Source organism: Dickeya aquatica, from assembly GCF_900095885.1.
GTDB classification, from domain to species: Bacteria; Pseudomonadota; Gammaproteobacteria; order Enterobacterales; family Enterobacteriaceae; genus Dickeya; species Dickeya aquatica.
On record NZ_LT615367.1, the window covers coordinates 1,752,553 to 1,767,650 of the forward strand.

The window sequence follows — 15,098 nt, forward strand, 5'->3', positions numbered from 1 at the left end:
CGCGACTCGTCAGCACTGGCAGGCACTGACCCAAAACCAATTATCTCCAACCTGACATTACTAATCATATCCAGACCATCATCGTTAGAGTGTCATTAACAACTGGATGTCATAGCGATACATCCAGTCCGCAACCAACAGACCGGCGACGAACCCGACGGTCATACCCAGCAAAAACGCATCAATAAATAGATCTCTCATTCTGTCAGCGCCTCCAGCCGCGATTCCACGTCAAGCGTGATTTGCGATGCCAGCCCCAGGCGTAAAAGCCAATCCGACAACTGGAACAACGCACCGGCGGGTGTCTCAGCACCTGGAAAATTCTCAAGCACGATAGTCGGTTGCCAGCGGCCATCACTGGCTTTTGACAGCGTGACATGTTGCTCAAGCATTGTGCTTCCGTTGTTATGCCTGAGCGTCAGGCCGATGCCAGCCGTATTGCCGAATGACTCAAAGCGCGTCAGGCGGCATTCGACCGAATGAGTATCCACAACACAGCGCGCCCGCTGATCGACGTTGTCACTCTGCGCACGCAGCGCTGTGATTTCATCGCGGCAATCGGCTAACAGGCCCAGCCATTCATCGCCCAAATCCGGGTTATGACAAATAAAGTCGTCGAGCAGGAACAGATTGGCGCGCGGGCGTGAAAGGTTATTTTTATTCATCATGACACCTTCCAGAGTTTTTTATGTTTCTCAACGGCGCGTTTCATTTCACGCTGAATAGTGGGCTTGTAGATGCGGGAGCCGCGTGCATCGAAATATTCCCAACGTGATTTACCCGGCAGCGCCGGGCGCTCATTGATGCGAGAGCCATCACTCAGCGAATAGACGCGGTATGCGCCGTTGTCCCAGTATTGGCAACTGCTGACGATTGGCATTAGCTATCCCTCCCAATCCGCGCGGGTTCGGCACCGGCAACACCATGATTCAGGCGCGCCGCTTTGCCAGCAACAAATCCAGCGATAATGGAATCATCAGCACCTCTGGCCTTTTTCGCTTTGCGGTTTTCGATTGTCTCCATGCCTTCGTTCGATTTCAGGCGCGCCGTGTAAGCATCAATCAGTTCCTTTTCCGCTGGCGGCATCGCGAAGTCCTTAACGACGCAGTAAACACCCCGACACCAGCCCTCACAGAAATTGTCAGCGCGGGTGATTTTAGTGGCACGCTTAAGGCTCTTGCGCTGGCTTGCGTTGAACTCATTGCGGGCGGCGGTTAATTGCCGCGACAGAACATCAAACGCATAAGCTGCGATCTGCGGACGTTCTGACGGACCATAAAAAACGACGGTACGGCGCAGCTTGCCGCTGAGGGCACAATCCTGGTAATAGCTGGATACACCAAAAGAACGGCGGACAACCTCGGTTAGCATGGTCATCCACATCGGTGGACGTATCGCGTGTGACGGCGCGGTTTTGCTGTTGAATTCGGTCACAGCCGACAGTTCGACGTCAGTCTCGTTGAGGCCATGCTGACGCATTAGTGCCTGCGCCTGGCTCATGGCATTAGCCGCTTCATTGGCATTGGTGGTGCGCTTTGCCAGATTCAGCAGTTTTTTAATTTTATTGAGATACTTTTCATTATTCATAATCAGCAAACTCCAGATTTAGGCGTAAGCCAGCCCCGGCGGGTTTACGCCATTTTTAAAGATGTTTTAATTTCGGTTTAAATTACTGCGCTGATTTCAACGTATCGATTTTGACGAAATACGGCTCCAGATTAATTTCAACAATCGCACCGCAATTAAAATCACGCGCAATATCAGCCGTTTTTACTATCTTCCCGCCGCGCAATATCGGGTTGGGGCAATACATAAAGGAATGCCCCACGGCATATTTTTTATTGAACTCATCTGCACCCATATCACACCCCGGCAATATCAAGTGGAATTGGCCGGTACTGGTCAGAGTCGCCAATTCGTTCATAGACGCGGATGTAAGAACGACTACCAACGACCTGCACAGCCTCGCCAATAGCGTCCATCGCCCGCTGCCAGCGTTCATCCGAAATCTCTAAACGCCGCAGGGCCAGTACTGCACCGGTATTAACTTCACCTTCTTTCTCGGTCTGAAATGCGCGGTTGATAATGGCGTGGATCTCCGGGCGTGCGCCTTCCACCCAATCCGAAAGGCACTCATCAATCAACGCCTTAGCCGCCTGCAAGCGTTCGTCAAACGCAATGCGGTCTTGCATTGCGCGCTGAATCTTGTAGCGCCCGTCATAGCTGTACAGCGTAACGTTGCCTTTCTTACCGCCGAGATTAACGCCGTACTCGCCGCCAGAAAGAGCCACAAACGCGGCGATATCCGCAAACCCGGTCATCTTAAATTCGGCCAGGGCAGCATTCACTGCCAGCGCGCGGCCAACAAGCTCCGCAACCAGTTCATCACGAGCCACGTCGATCGGCTTAATCAGATGTTCCGGCGTCAACACCCCTTTAGCGTCAACCCAGTAGCCGGGCGCAGCTGTTTTTTCGGTGAATTGTTTAGTGGACATGCTTTTTCTCCTTTTTGACTTTTTCAATTGCGTTACGGACTTTCTCGTTAACGTGACCCGCAAGACCGGCACCAACAGCAACGGCGATGACCTGAGCCATATTGCTGTCGCCCTTTTCAGGCTCGACCTTGCATTCAACAGCAAACCCTTTCACTTCCTGGGTGATGCTAATTACCACTTTAGCCATATCGGTTTATCTCCAGATAATGTGCGCGCCGCGCCAGATGGTCATTTTCACGATGCGCTGTACACCGTTTTTTGTTTCCGTGATTTCAACTGCTTTCGGTTCCCACGCCGCGAACGGGCGATCGACTTCAATAATCGGGCGACGGAATTTATCGTGATAATCCACGACATTAATTCCGGCCCGCAGCAGTCGATTGATGGGTTTCATTAGCTCGGGGTTATTAATTGGCAAATTGCACATAGCAAATACCTCGTTAATTAATCAGCATTTCGGCAAATTTGCGCACCGCGCTGGCACTGACGGCATTACCGCTCAATGCGCTGTGACGGCTGACGCCGCGCACCAGCTTGAATAACCGGCGCGCATTACCCCGGCACGCGGAATACAACGCGGTGCCAACGTCCGGGCTTTCGGCATCCGGCAGCATACTGACGGCGATAGTGCTGATGTCTTCTTCGGGCAGCACGTCACCCAGGAACAGCGCCAGACCGACGCGGGAATAAAGCTGCTTATACTCGCCACGTTTGCCTTTCAGGTTGATGATCAGCCGTGGCATTCCTGCGAGCACAATGCCGACACCGCTTTTGTCATGGATGCGGCGCAGGGTTTCCAGTGCCCGGTAAGGCAGGTTCTCTGCTTCATCGACAAGAATCAGACGGCCGGAGCCGTGCAGTGCGGCGATGCAGGCGTCACTCAGGTCATGCATATTGCCGCTTTTGCTCAACCCCAGCCGGGTGCAAAGTTCTTCAAGCACCACGCGGGCGGTGTAGCCGGGGTCAGCTTCAATCAGAATTGCATCGCTGTAGCGCGCCCCGTATTCGCGCAGCATCATGGTTTTGCCAAGGCCTGCATCGCCGTATACGACATTAATTTCGCCATCCAGATGCGCCATGCGGATCACTTCCATCCCACGCGCAGACGTGACTGTCTCGACATAACGCGGCGTAATGCGCTGACCTTTCTCTTTTTCGCGCTCGCGCACAATCAGATTGCCGACCAGTTCATCAATACCGCTCACGTCACCGGTATATTTGTTTTGCAGGTACTGGCTGACGACGGCCGGTGACTTACCGATGGCCCGCGCAACCTGGGTTTGCGACCAGCCTTTGCGGGCAATCAGGTCAGCTAATTCATTACATAAGTTCATGACTCACCTCATTAGTTACTGGTGGTTGCCAGCGTGTTTTTTTCTGAAATAGGCATCGCGGTCAGCCTGGAGGAAGAAAATCGGCTCTTCTTCGGGTTGTTCCGCAGGGATAAAACCGCTCAAATCAAAGGACTGGCCGGGCAACGCCGGGTTGAGTTCAGCGTTGATCTCATCGGCCTTCTTGTTAACCAGCGCCATGCGGCGGGCGTGGCGGTCTTTGCGAACTTTCTCTATGTAATCAACCGGGAACGCGGCGCGTGTGTTGCCATTGACGATGGCAGTGCAGATGAACGTACCGTCCAACTGACGAACGGTGACGCTGCTGGCGTCGTGAATATCGAATGCAACCAGCACCGCCTCACCATCCACCCGGATCAGTTCCTCGGCGAAATATTGGTTGTTGAAGACAGACAGCCACCCACGCTGCGCGGTGCGCCTGACTTGCGGGCGGAACATTTCGCGCAATTCAGCTTCGGACAGCCGGTCAATCTCTGCCGTTTCCAGCAGCAGGGCGCGATACTCGGCAGCGGTGTAGTGTTGGCCGTCGGCGCGGCGCGGTAGCTCGCTGTGCCGGTGCCGGGTGTTATAGGCGTCGATTTCGTCTTCAATGGCGTCAATCAACTGGTTCCAGCTCGGCAATTTGGCGATGGCCGATTTTTGTACCGGATTCAGTTCTTTGCCCTGATTCAGCGCGTTGATGGCTGAATCGACTCCCCGACTGGTAATGCGCACAGTTTCTTTGTCTGCCGCTTTACCGTTGTAGGTTGCGAACTTGCGGGCAATGCGGGCCGGAATTTCCTTGTTAAGACGTTCGATAATTCCGCGCGCCTGTGGGTTGCCGGGAATACCTGTCGGGTGTTCAATCCCAAGGCGCGGCAGGATACCTGTAATGTCTGCGTCCAGTAATTTGGCTGTTTCACCGGCCCCGTTATCGGAGTAGTACAGCAGCGGTACGCCGTGGCGCTCGATGCCGTGGCGCAGGGCGTCGGCAACGGCCAGCGTATTTTCAGCTAATGCCAGACTCCAGCCGACCACATAGCGCGTCCGACCATCGATTACCAGGGTTAATTCAGGTGTAAAAGGTCTGCCGTGGTCAGGATGCTGTACTTTCATCTTCATGCTGTGACCATCCCCGATCCATACGCCATTGACGGGCATCACAGACCAGTCGCGTTTGACGTAGGTTTGCAATGCAGTCATGGCAGACCCGGTCACCCGGCCGCGCTGGCGCACGATTTTCGGCATCTTGTTCAGTGCGCGATGAACCGCATAGATAGACGGGCAGGCATCACGCATCGCAGGCTGATCGGCATACTGCCGGTGCCAGTCTGCGCAAAAATCCTGATACGCCTCGGCAACAGAGGGGCCGTTCGGGTTGCGGTAGTGCGCCATAAACATCGGCAACCAGGCTAATTGCTCCGGCTTCTTGGCCTTAAGATGACCGGGAGCCAGCAAGACAAGTCGCTCGGATGCGTCTTTGGCGCGCAGATAGTCAATCACCCACTGATTCAGCGCCCGGACGCTGACGCCGACACGCTGACCTTTACGGGCGTTTGCGGTGGTGACATAGCGCTGCAAGTGCTCCGGCAGGTCACAAGAACGTGACCGGTCACAAATAAACTGAATGGCCTTAATGCGTGACAGGCCCGTGTCTTGCAGGCGCAGCACTTCAACAACCAGCACCATTCTGGCGTCGGCGATGTCGCGCTGTTTCTGCGTCAGTGCAGCGGTTTTCTGTTCAAGCATGGCAGGGCACTGGCGCACCAGCTCAAGCATCTGACTGGTTGACGCGGTGGTTGATGCCTTTGCCGGGGCGTTGACCGGCTGCTGTTGCAGCAGGGTGTTGTAGTAGCGTTCGCGGATCTGATTCATCGCGTCAGTAGGCAGTGATTCCAGAGCGTACTCGACACCGCCACCCATTCCTTTGCGCTTTTGCACCACCCACCCTTCGCGTTTAGCTTTTTCGCGAATGTTTCGAGATGTGTTGGGCAATCCAGGCAACTGCATTTGAGCCAATTCCTCAGCGCTATAGTGAGTTTTTAGGTTCATAAGAATGCTCCCACTCACTCGAATCAGCTGTGTACATGAACAAAAGTGCGGTTACAATCGTCCGCGTAACGGCTGGGCCAAATATCCTGTGGCTCTACGCCAATGGCAGCGGCGATGATCTTTTGTCCCTTTGGCCACTTACGATCCAAGGCATTATTCAAAGCGGTGGGTGTTTTGTATCCGTGATACTTGGATAGCGACCGCAGCGACCAACCTCGTTTATGCAGAGCTGCAACGATGTCGGCGCGGTGCCAGTCTTGCGATACTGGGAAGCTATTTTTTTTGTCCATTTTCTTTGCTCATTTACTCAAATCATGAACAAAGACTATACGCAAAAAAGAAAATCATCAACTCGGATGCGAATATATTTTTAAGCATCCAAGTTAATCATCCAACTCTAAAGATACAGTAAGGCGGGTTTTATTTTATGAAACATGAAGATAACTCGAATTCGGATGGATTGAATGCGAATGACGCAAAGCATCCGAGTCAAAAAAATCAACTCGGATGCGAAGGTTTTCATGAGCGTTTGAGGGAGCTACTGAGGAAATTCAAAAGCGCCAATTCGTTCGCTGTAGCAGCAGGAATATCACCATCTGGTTTAAACCGCCTCATGGATGGAGGGTTCCCGACATTGCCGGTGCTGATCTCGCTAGCAAAAGCAGGAGGGGTAAGCGTGCAGTGGTTATCAACAGGTGAAACCGATGTTATTGCAGGGCAATCAACAGAGCATGTCAGCAACACGGAAGTTACGGATTCCCTGGGAAACCTCGTAGACATAGATGAGTTTGTGTTTATCCCACGGTATAACGTGAGGGCAGCGGCGGGATTCGGCGCATTGAATGAAGAGGAAGAGCCAAGTTTCACAATGGCGTTTCGCCGTTACTGGATTGAAAATTATCTGAACGTCGATTACCACAAACTGTTCGTGATTCGTGTAGATGGTACATCGCTATCCGGGCTGCTTAACGACGGCGACGTGATTCTAGTCAATGGTGGGGATACAGACCCGAAAGAAGGGATTTACGTGCTACGCATGGATGGCCACCTGCTGGTTAAGCTGGTTCAGCGTCTGCCCGGTAACATCCTGTCGGTATCAAGCACTGACCCGCTGTTTACGCCGTTTACCATCAATATGGCAGAGTTCCCAGATGATTTGGCCATCATCGGTAAGGTGGTGTGGTTTGGCAGGACGATTTAAAAGCGTTTAAAGGATGCTTAAACAGGATCACTCGACGATCAAAGCTGTGCAAAATATAACGCAGAAATAACCAGTTTTTTCCATTTTTCTCCGGGCTATGCAAAAGCCCACGATTTCCCGCAAAGCCCCGCCACTCAAGGCGTCCCGCTATTCCAGACTCTCCTAGTAATCTATGCATAAATGATCACTCCCCCACACGGTGGCGGGAAGGGCGATGGCCGGGCGCGTTTTTGTAACAGGACGAGCCGTTGTTATCCAAACAGACTCTGGTCACGAGAGTGTTCATTGGGTGATATCCTGGCGGTTTTTATAACTAACTGATTTAAATGATGATTAAAAAAATCGTACCTACTATTCCGGCAGCGTATAGCAAGTTATAAAAAATGCCAACCCGTTGTTGCGGGTATTCGAGATGACTGGCAGGTACAGTGGGCATGAGGTCAGGCTGGCCGATAAAAAAACGCCTGCCCTGGCAGGCAGACGTTGATGATGGCCACGGCTAATCAGCGTGGCCGGCAACCGGTGAATCAGGAGACGTGCTGCAAAAATTCGCGCAGGCGTTCACTCGGCGGGTTGCTGATAAGGGCATCCGGGTGGCCATCTTCGGCGATGCGGCCCTTATCAATAAAAATCAGCCGTGAGGCCACTTTCTGCGCAAAACCGACTTCGTGCGTCACGATAACCATCGTCATGCCTTCTTCGGCCAGGTCTTTCATGACCGTGAGCACTTCGTGGCGTAACTCCGGGTCAAGCGCGGAGGTGGGCTCGTCAAACAGCATCAGTTTGGGTTTGACGGCCAGCGCACGGGCAATGGCAACACGCTGCTGCTGCCCGCCGGAGAGCTCAGACGGGTAGTGATGCGCGCGCTCTGCCAGCCCCACTTTTCCCAACAGCTCACGCGCCAGTTTTTCGGCATCGGCTTTGCTGGCCCCACGCACCCGAATCGGGCCGAAAGCCACGTTTTCCAGCGCGGTCAGGTGGGGGAACAGGTAAAACTGCTGAAACACCATGCCCGCTTCCTGCCGAATCAGACGCTCATCAACCTTCGGATCATTGACTTTCAGGCCATCCACCACCAGCTCGCCGCTGGTAATCTCTTCGAGTTTATTGATGCAACGCAGCAAGGTGGATTTACCCGAACCCGATGGCCCGATGATGACCACCACTTCGCCTTGCTGAATTTGCAGGTTGATATCGTGCAGTACCTGCGTTTGGCCGTAGTGTTTAGATACGTTTTTAAATTCAATCATATAATCTTCAGTCTTCTTTCCAGCCAGCGTAAAACGGCACTCAGTACCAGCGTTATCACCAGATAGATAACGGCTACCGCACTCCAGATTTCCAGCGCCCGGAAATTACCGGCGATGATTTCCTGCCCCTGACGTGTCAGCTCGGCCACACCAATGACGATAAACAGCGATGTGTCTTTGATGCTGATAATCCATTGGTTGCCAAGGGGGGGCAGCATCCGGCGCAGTGCCAATGGCGCAATCACATGGCGCAGCGTCGCGCGGCGCGACAGCCCCAGCGCCAGCCCGGCCTCGGTAAAGCCTTTGTGGATGGAGAGCACCGAGCCGCGCGTTATCTCGGCAATATAGGCACCGGAGTTGATCATGATAGTGACCACGGCGGCGCTAAACGGATCGATGCGTACCGAGGTCAGCAACATCGGTAGCGCAAAATAGATAAACATCACTTGCACGACGATGGGCGTGCCGCGAATGATCTCAATGAATACCAGCGCAACCCGATTCGACAGCCCACCGCCGTAAACACGCGCGAACCCGGCTAAAACACCAATTACCAAACCACCGAGCAACCCCAGCACTGAAATCAGCAGGGTCATTTTTGCCCCTTCCAGCAATAGCGGAACGGACGGCCAGATGGCACTCCAGTCAAACTGCATGAACATTCTCCAGCAAACAATAACGCCACAAATAACGTGGCGTCGCCCGGCTTACCCGGCGACGCCATCATAACGGTCTAGTCTATTATTTCGGTTCGCTACCAAACCATTTTTTGTAAATCGTGGCGTAGGTGCCGTTGTCACGCAGGGTTTTCAGTGCGCCATTCACCTTGTTACGCAACTCGTCATTCCCTTTCGGGAACGCAACACCGTACTGCTGAGCCTTGATGGAGTCACCGACGGCTTTGAACTTGCCGTTACCGGCTGTTTTGATGAAGTACAGGATGTTCGGCGTATCGTGCAGTACCGCATCCGCCCGGCCAGTGCCCAGCTCCAGATAGGCGTTGTCGATATTCGGGAACTGGCGCAGTTCTTTGGTTTTGATGTTGGCTTTGGCGTAGTCTACCGAGCCGGTGCCGCTTTTCACTGCCACCACTTTGCCCGCCAGGCTCTGCTCACCGGTGATGTCCTGATTATCTGCCCGCACCATCACCAGCAGGCCGCTGTTATAGTAACCGTCAGAGAAATCGATTGCGCGCTTACGCTCTTCAGTGATGGTGATCCCTGCCAGCGCCAGATCGATATTGCGAGTCTGCAATGCCGGGATGATACCGCTGAAATCCATCGGTTTTAGCGTATACGTCAGATTCAGTTCTTTGGCGATAGCGTCCCACAGGTCGATATCAAACCCGACGTACTTGTCGCCTTGTTTAAATTCAAACGGCACGAAAGCCGTATCTGTCGCCACAATCAGCGATTTTTCCGCCGCCTGACCCGACAGGCTAAAGGCCAGCGCCAGTGCGGCCAGTGAAGCTTTAAACAGTGATTTCATCAAAACGTCCTTCCTCTTGTTGGTGGTTAGGGGCCGCTGCGCGTTGCCCACCGTTTTATTGCCTGCGTATCAGCGGATACGCTGTGTCTGCCCGGTGTGTGGTCACAGGGCGGATTTCCGGCATAGCGTATGGTTGCCCGCCATGCCAGCGCGGTGGGGGAAACAGGGGGAGTCGTTGCCAGAACAGGACGGCAAACCTGTTATTATTCGTGTGCATCCATCACAAATGCCTATGGAACGCGTTGCTATCAATAACTGAATTGTGCAGGGGACACAACCGTTGATTACATTTCGGCGGCAATATTGCTGACAAGCGCTAATTTTTTGTACGTTTCGTGCTGTTTGTGCGAGCAACGTGAGTATTCATGCAATTAATCTGCATACTCTTTCCGTGTGTGATGGCGATAAAATGGGCTGTGTGGGCGAGACATCAAGGCGGGCATGGTCAGTGAGGATATTACCGGCGGTGAACCCGCCGGTGGTGAATGACCGTTTATTCGATATGGGCTTCGAGGAACCACAGGAATTGGTCTACATCGCGTGATGCCGCGGTGAGCATATCGGCGGTGTCTTCATCCTGAGCCTGAGCGATGGCTTTACGCACATGGTTAGCCACAACCGCATAGCGGTCAGCCAGGGCTTGCAGATGATCGGCGATGCGGTGGATATCAAGCGGGTAAGGCTTGAGTGAGGTTTGGCTATTCACCACCTGAATGGTGGCGCTGGCGACACCGCCTAGCTGCACCACGCGCTCGGCAAAGGTGTCGAGATGGGTGATAAGCGCCGTGCGAAACGTATCAAGCATTTCATGGATGGCAATAAAATTGGCTCCACGTAAGTTCCAGTGCGCCTGTTTTGTTACCAGTGACAGGTCGGTAAAATCCACCACCAGTTGATTTAACAGGGCGATGGTTGAGGTTTTCACGTTATCGTCCAGATCGTTACGGGTGAAAATAAGGTCAGGGGACGCTGCTTTTACCAGTTTTGCTGTACGCATACTTTTATCCTCGCTAGTGCATTGACCCGGTGTTCGTCTGTTTAGCGCGTGATTCTCCGGTGAAGGTATTACCTGGCAGCGCAAATGATGACAAATATACGGGTATTGCTTCATGAATGACTGACTATCGCGGTAGCGGTAGCGTTTTTTAATTGCGTTCAGTATAACCGCAGCCCTTCATGCTGGCTGTTCAGTTCGGTCTATATCAGAGATAGCCTGAAGCCTGTGTCATGCATAGCGATGGATGGCGAGTTAACCGGCTGGCGTCGGTTTTTGTTTCACCGTTAACGTGATGCCAAGTGAAGCGGCGATGATGCACGCCAGCGCCAGCCATTGTAGTGCGGAGAGTTGCTCGTGTAGAAAAACAATACCGGATAGCGCCGCGATGGCGGGTTCGAGACTCATCAAGGTACTGAAGGTACGCGCGGGCAAGCGAGTGAGCGCCAGCATTTCCAGCGAATACGGTAATGCTGTAGACAACAGCGCGACGGCAATGCCCATCGGCAACACATCGAACGACAGCAGTACCCGGATATCTGAAAACATCAGACCAAGCGGACAGTACACCAGTGCGGCTATCAGCGAGCCGAGCGCGACAGTGCTGGCACCGTGGCTGGCTCCGGCTTTTTGACCGAACAGAATATACCCGGCCCAACAGGCTCCGGCTCCGACAGCAAACGCGACACCGGCCAGGTCGAGGTTGTCCGCATGTTGCCCGAGTGGTAACAGTAGCCACAGTCCGGTGGCGGCCAGCAGCACCCAGATAAAATCCGGCACGCGCCGTGAAGAGATCAGGGCAACAGCCAGCGGGCCGGTAAATTCCAGCGCCACGACGATCCCCAAGGGTACGGTACGTAATGCGAGATAAAACAGATAATTCATGCCGCCAAGGGTGATGCCATAGACCAGCAGCGGCAGGCGCGCGGAGCCCACGCGGCGTCGCCAGGGTTTGAACACCAGCAGCAAAATCAGTGTACCTATCGCTAAACGTAATGCTGTCATGCCGGATGCGCCCGTCAAGGGAAACACTGTCTTCGCCAGTGCTGCACCAGACTGGATAGAGAGCATGGCAATCACAATCAATAATACCGGCAGTAATACGGTGTTTTTTAATGAGGCAATCAAGGTCATAACATGGCCTTAAATTTCACGCCGCGATTGAAAAAAAGCAGGCAATAAATGAACAAATTATTGGCAGCTAGTTTACGCTTATTGACTTTAATTTACTCTCTATTTGGGAATCTTTTTTTTGATATAAATTCAGCCTGAAAAATAATCAAAAATTTAAGAAAAATCCGTATCTGACGTGATTATTTTATTATTTTTTTCATTGTTTTTTGAACTTTACGTTCATTTAAATATCAATATGTTAACTCTATTTTGAAATGTATTGTTACATGTTTGGCGTAATTGAAAAATAATAACCTGACAGCATCAGCCCTAATTTTTTGTTATATTTGGCTCGCTTTAATTTTCCTTCGTAAGATACTTCGAGGCGTATTATGAAAAAAATTGCGTGTCTTTCTGCTTTAGCCTGTGTTCTGGCTATCAGCGCAGGTAGCGCGGTTGCTGGCGATAGCACCGTTTCTCTTGGTTATGCTCAGGGCGATGCTCAGGGCGTGCAGAGCAAGCTGCCGGGTTTCAACCTGAAATACCGTTATGAGTTTGATAACCAGCTGGGCGTGGTCGGTTCCTTTACCTACCTGCAAGACAGCGAAACCGTTAACAACGTTTACAACAAAACCCAGTACTACGGTTTCAGCGCAGGCCCGTCTTTCCGCTTCAATGACTGGGCAAGCATCTACGGCGTGGTGGGCGTGAGCGCAGGCAAATTTACTGTCAATAAAACCGACGGTTCTGCCAATCACAGCGTGAGCGACGCAGGCTTTGTTTATGGTGCCGGCTTGCAGTTCAACCCGGTTCATGACGTTGCCTTTGATGTGGGTTACGAGCAGAGCCGTATCCGCAGCGTTGACGTTGGCAGCTGGAACGTTGGCGTTGGCTACCGTTTCTAATGACGGTCTGTTGACGTCTTGACGGTGTAAAAAATCCGCCTTCGGGCGGATTTTTTTATGTCGGTGTCAGGCCCGCCAGTAACTTTTTTAGCAACTGATTAAGCTGCTGCTGTTCGTCGATATTCAGGGCTGACAGTAACTGCCGTTCATTGTCGATATGCTCGTTGAGTAATCGGTTCATCAGCGCCATCCCATCGGATGTCAACACCACCAGCGCGCCGCGCCTGTCTTGCGGGTTTGGCTGGCGTATCACCAGTTGTGCCTGTTCCAGCCGGTCGATGCGGTTGGTCATGCCGCCCGATGAAATCATCAAGGCTTCGTAAAGCTGTGTTGGCGTCAGGGCATAGGGGCTGCCGCTACGGCACAGCGTGGCCAGCACATCAAACTCCCCCGGACGCAAACTAAAACGGGCAAACAGCGGGTTGAGATGATCGCGCTCCAGGCGCATGGCCGTCTCAAGCAGACGCCCGATAACCTGCATCGGGAATGGGTCTAGATCCGGTCGTTCACGCTGCCATTGCATATTGGCTTCATCCGCGCGGTCAGTGGTCATGGATATTTATCTTGACGTTAAGATTCTTTTGGTGAAGATATTCTACAATCGGGCAGTGCCGTTGAACAAGCCGTTAACGCAGATAAGGAGCGCTATGTCATACGCCAGACGTACAGGAACACCGATTTTTGTGGTGTTAACGATTTTGTTGCTGGGGCTGAACCTTCGGCCCGTTCTTGCGGGGGTGGGGCCGCTGCTGACAAGGATTCAGGCGGCAACCGGCATGGGCGATACCCAGGCCGGGTTATTGACGACGTTGCCGGTTTTCGCGATGGGAATTTGTGCGCTATATGGCGGCTGGTTGCAGTCCAGACTGGGTGAGCACCGGGGGATCGGGCTCGGGATTGTCGGCATTGCGCTGGCTTGCCTGTTGCGTGGCTGGTTAACCGATACCGCAGGTTTACTGATAACAGCCGCACTTGCCGGTGTCGGCATTGCGCTGATCCAGGCGCTGATGCCATCGTTTATCCGTCGGCGTTTTAGCCAGCAAAGTAGCCGCCTGATGGGGCTTTATACTACCGCTATCATGGCCGGTGCCGCGCTGGCGGCGGCCAGCATTTCTCCGCTGGCTGACCAACTGGAATGGGATGGTGCACTTGCCATCTGGAGCCTGCTGGCAACGCTTGCGACCATCGCCTGGTTGATTACCCTCTCGCTGCATGACCCTGCTGCCAGTGTGTCGGCTCATCCCGGCAGCGTGTCATCGCCGGTGCGCCACTGGCCACTGATGCTGTTTTTTGGTATTGGCACGGGCGCTTATACGTTGGTGCTGGCGTGGCTGCCGCCGTATTACACCGGGCTTGGCTGGAGCGAGTCCCTTAGTGGGTTGCTGCTGGGCGGGCTAACGCTAACCGAAGTCTTTGCGGGGCTGTTGGTTTCCTGGCTTATCAATTACTTTCCAGACCGACGCTATCTGCTGCTGCCAGTGCTGGCGTTGCTGCTGCTGGGCATGGCTGGGTTGATACTGGCACCGCAAGCGTTAGTCGTTCCGGTGATGGTTGCTCTGGGGCTGGGTATTGGTGCGTTGTTTCCGCTCTCGCTGATTATCGCACTCGATCGGGTCGAGAACCCCCAGCATGCGGGCGCGATGATGGGGTTTGTTCAGGGCGGCGGTTATCTTATCGCCAGCCTGATGCCGCTGCTGGCCGGTTTTATCCGCCAGCATACCCGCGGCTTGACGGAGGCCTGGCTGGTCATGGCGGCGGGCGTGGTGGTGCTGATGCTGATGGCGCTGCGCTTTGCACCGCCCAGGCGCGGTGTTCCGGCGGCGTAGCGGGGCAAACAGAAAACAGACCGGCAGGCGCTCATTCAGGCTTGCCCGCCTGCTAACGGTGAGGCCAGCGCGTCACCCATTTTGGAGAAAGCACATGGCGTTACTGATAAAAGCGCTGCTGGGTGCACTGGTGGTGTTACTGATAGGTATTTTAGCCAAAACCCGAAATTACTATCTTGCCGGGCTGATACCGCTGTTTCCCACGTTTGCCTTGATAGCGCATTACATCGTCGGCAGTGAGCGGGGTATTGACGCATTGCGGGCAACCATTCTGTTTGGTATATGGGCGGTTATCCCCTATCTTATCTATCTGATATCACTGTATTACTTTACCGGATTCATGCGCCTGTCGGCGGCCTTGTTGCTGGCGGTGGTGTGCTGGGCGGGGGCGGCGGCGGTGCTGGTTAAGATATGGCGCGTTTATCATGCCGGATAACCGGCGC

At 53.4% G+C, this 15,098-nt stretch carries 20 protein-coding genes; 4 read left to right on the forward strand and 16 right to left on the reverse strand.

Annotation, left to right across the window (positions count from 1 at the left end):
* Window positions 1-197: 197 nt before the first annotated feature.
* The 10 genes from DAQ1742_RS07755 to DAQ1742_RS07800 all read right to left on the reverse strand — a co-directional run bounded on the left by DAQ1742_RS07755 (window position 198) and on the right by DAQ1742_RS07800 (window position 6,168).
* A complete protein-coding gene (locus DAQ1742_RS07755) occupies window positions 198-668 on the reverse strand; it encodes a hypothetical protein (RefSeq protein WP_067487260.1) in 471 nt (156 codons plus the stop codon).
* Window positions 665-880, reverse strand: a complete 216-nt coding sequence (locus DAQ1742_RS07760; RefSeq protein WP_067487257.1) for a hypothetical protein — start codon at window positions 878-880, stop codon at window positions 665-667. Before DAQ1742_RS07760 ends, DAQ1742_RS07755 begins: the two co-directional genes overlap by 4 nt.
* Window positions 880-1,587 (reverse strand): DUF2786 domain-containing protein, encoded by a 708-nt coding sequence (locus tag DAQ1742_RS07765; protein ID WP_067487254.1) that lies wholly within the window; start codon window positions 1,585-1,587, stop codon window positions 880-882. The genes DAQ1742_RS07760 and DAQ1742_RS07765 overlap by 1 nt, the downstream gene beginning before the upstream one ends.
* An 82-nt stretch (window positions 1,588-1,669) precedes the next feature.
* The gene (locus tag DAQ1742_RS07770; RefSeq protein WP_038906860.1) at window positions 1,670-1,861 is read right to left on the reverse strand and encodes a hypothetical protein; all 192 of its coding nucleotides are present in this window, start codon (window positions 1,859-1,861) and stop codon (window positions 1,670-1,672) included.
* 1 nt (window position 1,862) lies between these two features.
* Window positions 1,863-2,495, reverse strand: coding sequence for a DUF3164 family protein (locus DAQ1742_RS07775; protein WP_038914134.1), 633 nt, complete (start codon window positions 2,493-2,495; stop codon window positions 1,863-1,865).
* Entirely contained in the window at window positions 2,485-2,682 is a 198-nt protein-coding gene (locus tag DAQ1742_RS07780; RefSeq protein WP_024110372.1) for a hypothetical protein, read from the reverse strand. Before DAQ1742_RS07780 ends, DAQ1742_RS07775 begins: the two co-directional genes overlap by 11 nt.
* A gap of 6 nt (window positions 2,683-2,688) precedes the next feature.
* Window positions 2,689-2,922, reverse strand: coding sequence for a hypothetical protein (locus tag DAQ1742_RS07785; RefSeq protein ID WP_038906858.1), 234 nt, complete (start codon window positions 2,920-2,922; stop codon window positions 2,689-2,691).
* Between the two features lie 13 nt (window positions 2,923-2,935).
* A complete protein-coding gene (locus DAQ1742_RS07790; protein ID WP_024108007.1) occupies window positions 2,936-3,829 on the reverse strand; it encodes an AAA family ATPase in 894 nt (297 codons plus the stop codon).
* A gap of 15 nt (window positions 3,830-3,844) precedes the next feature.
* A complete protein-coding gene (locus DAQ1742_RS07795; protein ID WP_067487251.1) occupies window positions 3,845-5,878 on the reverse strand; it encodes a Mu transposase C-terminal domain-containing protein in 2,034 nt (677 codons plus the stop codon).
* 23 nt (window positions 5,879-5,901) lie between these two features.
* Window positions 5,902-6,168: a helix-turn-helix domain-containing protein gene (locus DAQ1742_RS07800; protein WP_026595082.1), complete on the reverse strand. Its 267-nt coding sequence runs from the start codon at window positions 6,166-6,168 to the stop codon at window positions 5,902-5,904.
* A 137-nt stretch (window positions 6,169-6,305) separates the two neighbouring features.
* Between DAQ1742_RS07800 and DAQ1742_RS07805 the strand changes: the two genes are divergently transcribed.
* Window positions 6,306-7,079, forward strand: coding sequence for an XRE family transcriptional regulator (locus DAQ1742_RS07805; RefSeq protein WP_050570961.1), 774 nt, complete (start codon window positions 6,306-6,308; stop codon window positions 7,077-7,079).
* Window positions 7,080-7,606: 527 nt separating this feature from the next.
* On the opposite strand, the gene glnQ is transcribed toward DAQ1742_RS07805, so the two are convergent.
* The 5 genes from glnQ to rhtA form a co-directional block, all read right to left on the reverse strand.
* Entirely contained in the window at window positions 7,607-8,329 is a 723-nt protein-coding gene (glnQ, locus tag DAQ1742_RS07810) for a glutamine ABC transporter ATP-binding protein GlnQ (RefSeq protein WP_035342664.1), read from the reverse strand.
* The gene (gene glnP, locus DAQ1742_RS07815; protein ID WP_067487239.1) at window positions 8,326-8,985 is read right to left on the reverse strand and encodes a glutamine ABC transporter permease GlnP; all 660 of its coding nucleotides are present in this window, start codon (window positions 8,983-8,985) and stop codon (window positions 8,326-8,328) included. Before glnP ends, glnQ begins: the two co-directional genes overlap by 4 nt.
* Before the next feature lie 85 nt (window positions 8,986-9,070).
* The gene (gene glnH / locus DAQ1742_RS07820) at window positions 9,071-9,817 is read right to left on the reverse strand and encodes a glutamine ABC transporter substrate-binding protein GlnH (protein ID WP_035342661.1); all 747 of its coding nucleotides are present in this window, start codon (window positions 9,815-9,817) and stop codon (window positions 9,071-9,073) included.
* A 493-nt stretch (window positions 9,818-10,310) separates the two neighbouring features.
* Entirely contained in the window at window positions 10,311-10,814 is a 504-nt protein-coding gene (gene dps / locus DAQ1742_RS07825; protein ID WP_035342658.1) for a DNA starvation/stationary phase protection protein Dps, read from the reverse strand.
* Window positions 10,815-11,066: 252 nt separating this feature from the next.
* A complete protein-coding gene (gene rhtA, locus DAQ1742_RS07830) occupies window positions 11,067-11,945 on the reverse strand; it encodes a threonine/homoserine exporter RhtA (RefSeq protein ID WP_035342655.1) in 879 nt (292 codons plus the stop codon).
* 371 nt (window positions 11,946-12,316) lie between these two features.
* Here rhtA and ompX point away from each other — a divergent pair, with 371 nt between their 5' ends.
* Entirely contained in the window at window positions 12,317-12,829 is a 513-nt protein-coding gene (gene ompX, locus DAQ1742_RS07835; RefSeq protein ID WP_035342652.1) for an outer membrane protein OmpX, read from the forward strand.
* A 55-nt stretch (window positions 12,830-12,884) separates the two neighbouring features.
* Here the strand turns inward: ompX and DAQ1742_RS07840 are convergent, their stop codons facing one another.
* Window positions 12,885-13,382 carry a MarR family winged helix-turn-helix transcriptional regulator gene (locus DAQ1742_RS07840; protein ID WP_035342649.1) on the reverse strand — a complete coding sequence of 166 codons (498 nt, stop codon included), beginning with the start codon at window positions 13,380-13,382 and terminating at the stop codon, window positions 12,885-12,887.
* 94 nt (window positions 13,383-13,476) lie between these two features.
* Here DAQ1742_RS07840 and DAQ1742_RS07845 point away from each other — a divergent pair, with 94 nt between their 5' ends.
* Both DAQ1742_RS07845 and DAQ1742_RS07850 read left to right on the forward strand, forming a co-directional pair.
* Window positions 13,477-14,655 (forward strand): MFS transporter, encoded by a 1,179-nt coding sequence (locus DAQ1742_RS07845; RefSeq protein WP_035342646.1) that lies wholly within the window; start codon window positions 13,477-13,479, stop codon window positions 14,653-14,655.
* A 94-nt stretch (window positions 14,656-14,749) separates the two neighbouring features.
* Window positions 14,750-15,091, forward strand: a complete 342-nt coding sequence (locus tag DAQ1742_RS07850) for a GlpM family protein (protein WP_035342644.1) — start codon at window positions 14,750-14,752, stop codon at window positions 15,089-15,091.
* Window positions 15,092-15,098 lie beyond the last annotated feature (7 nt).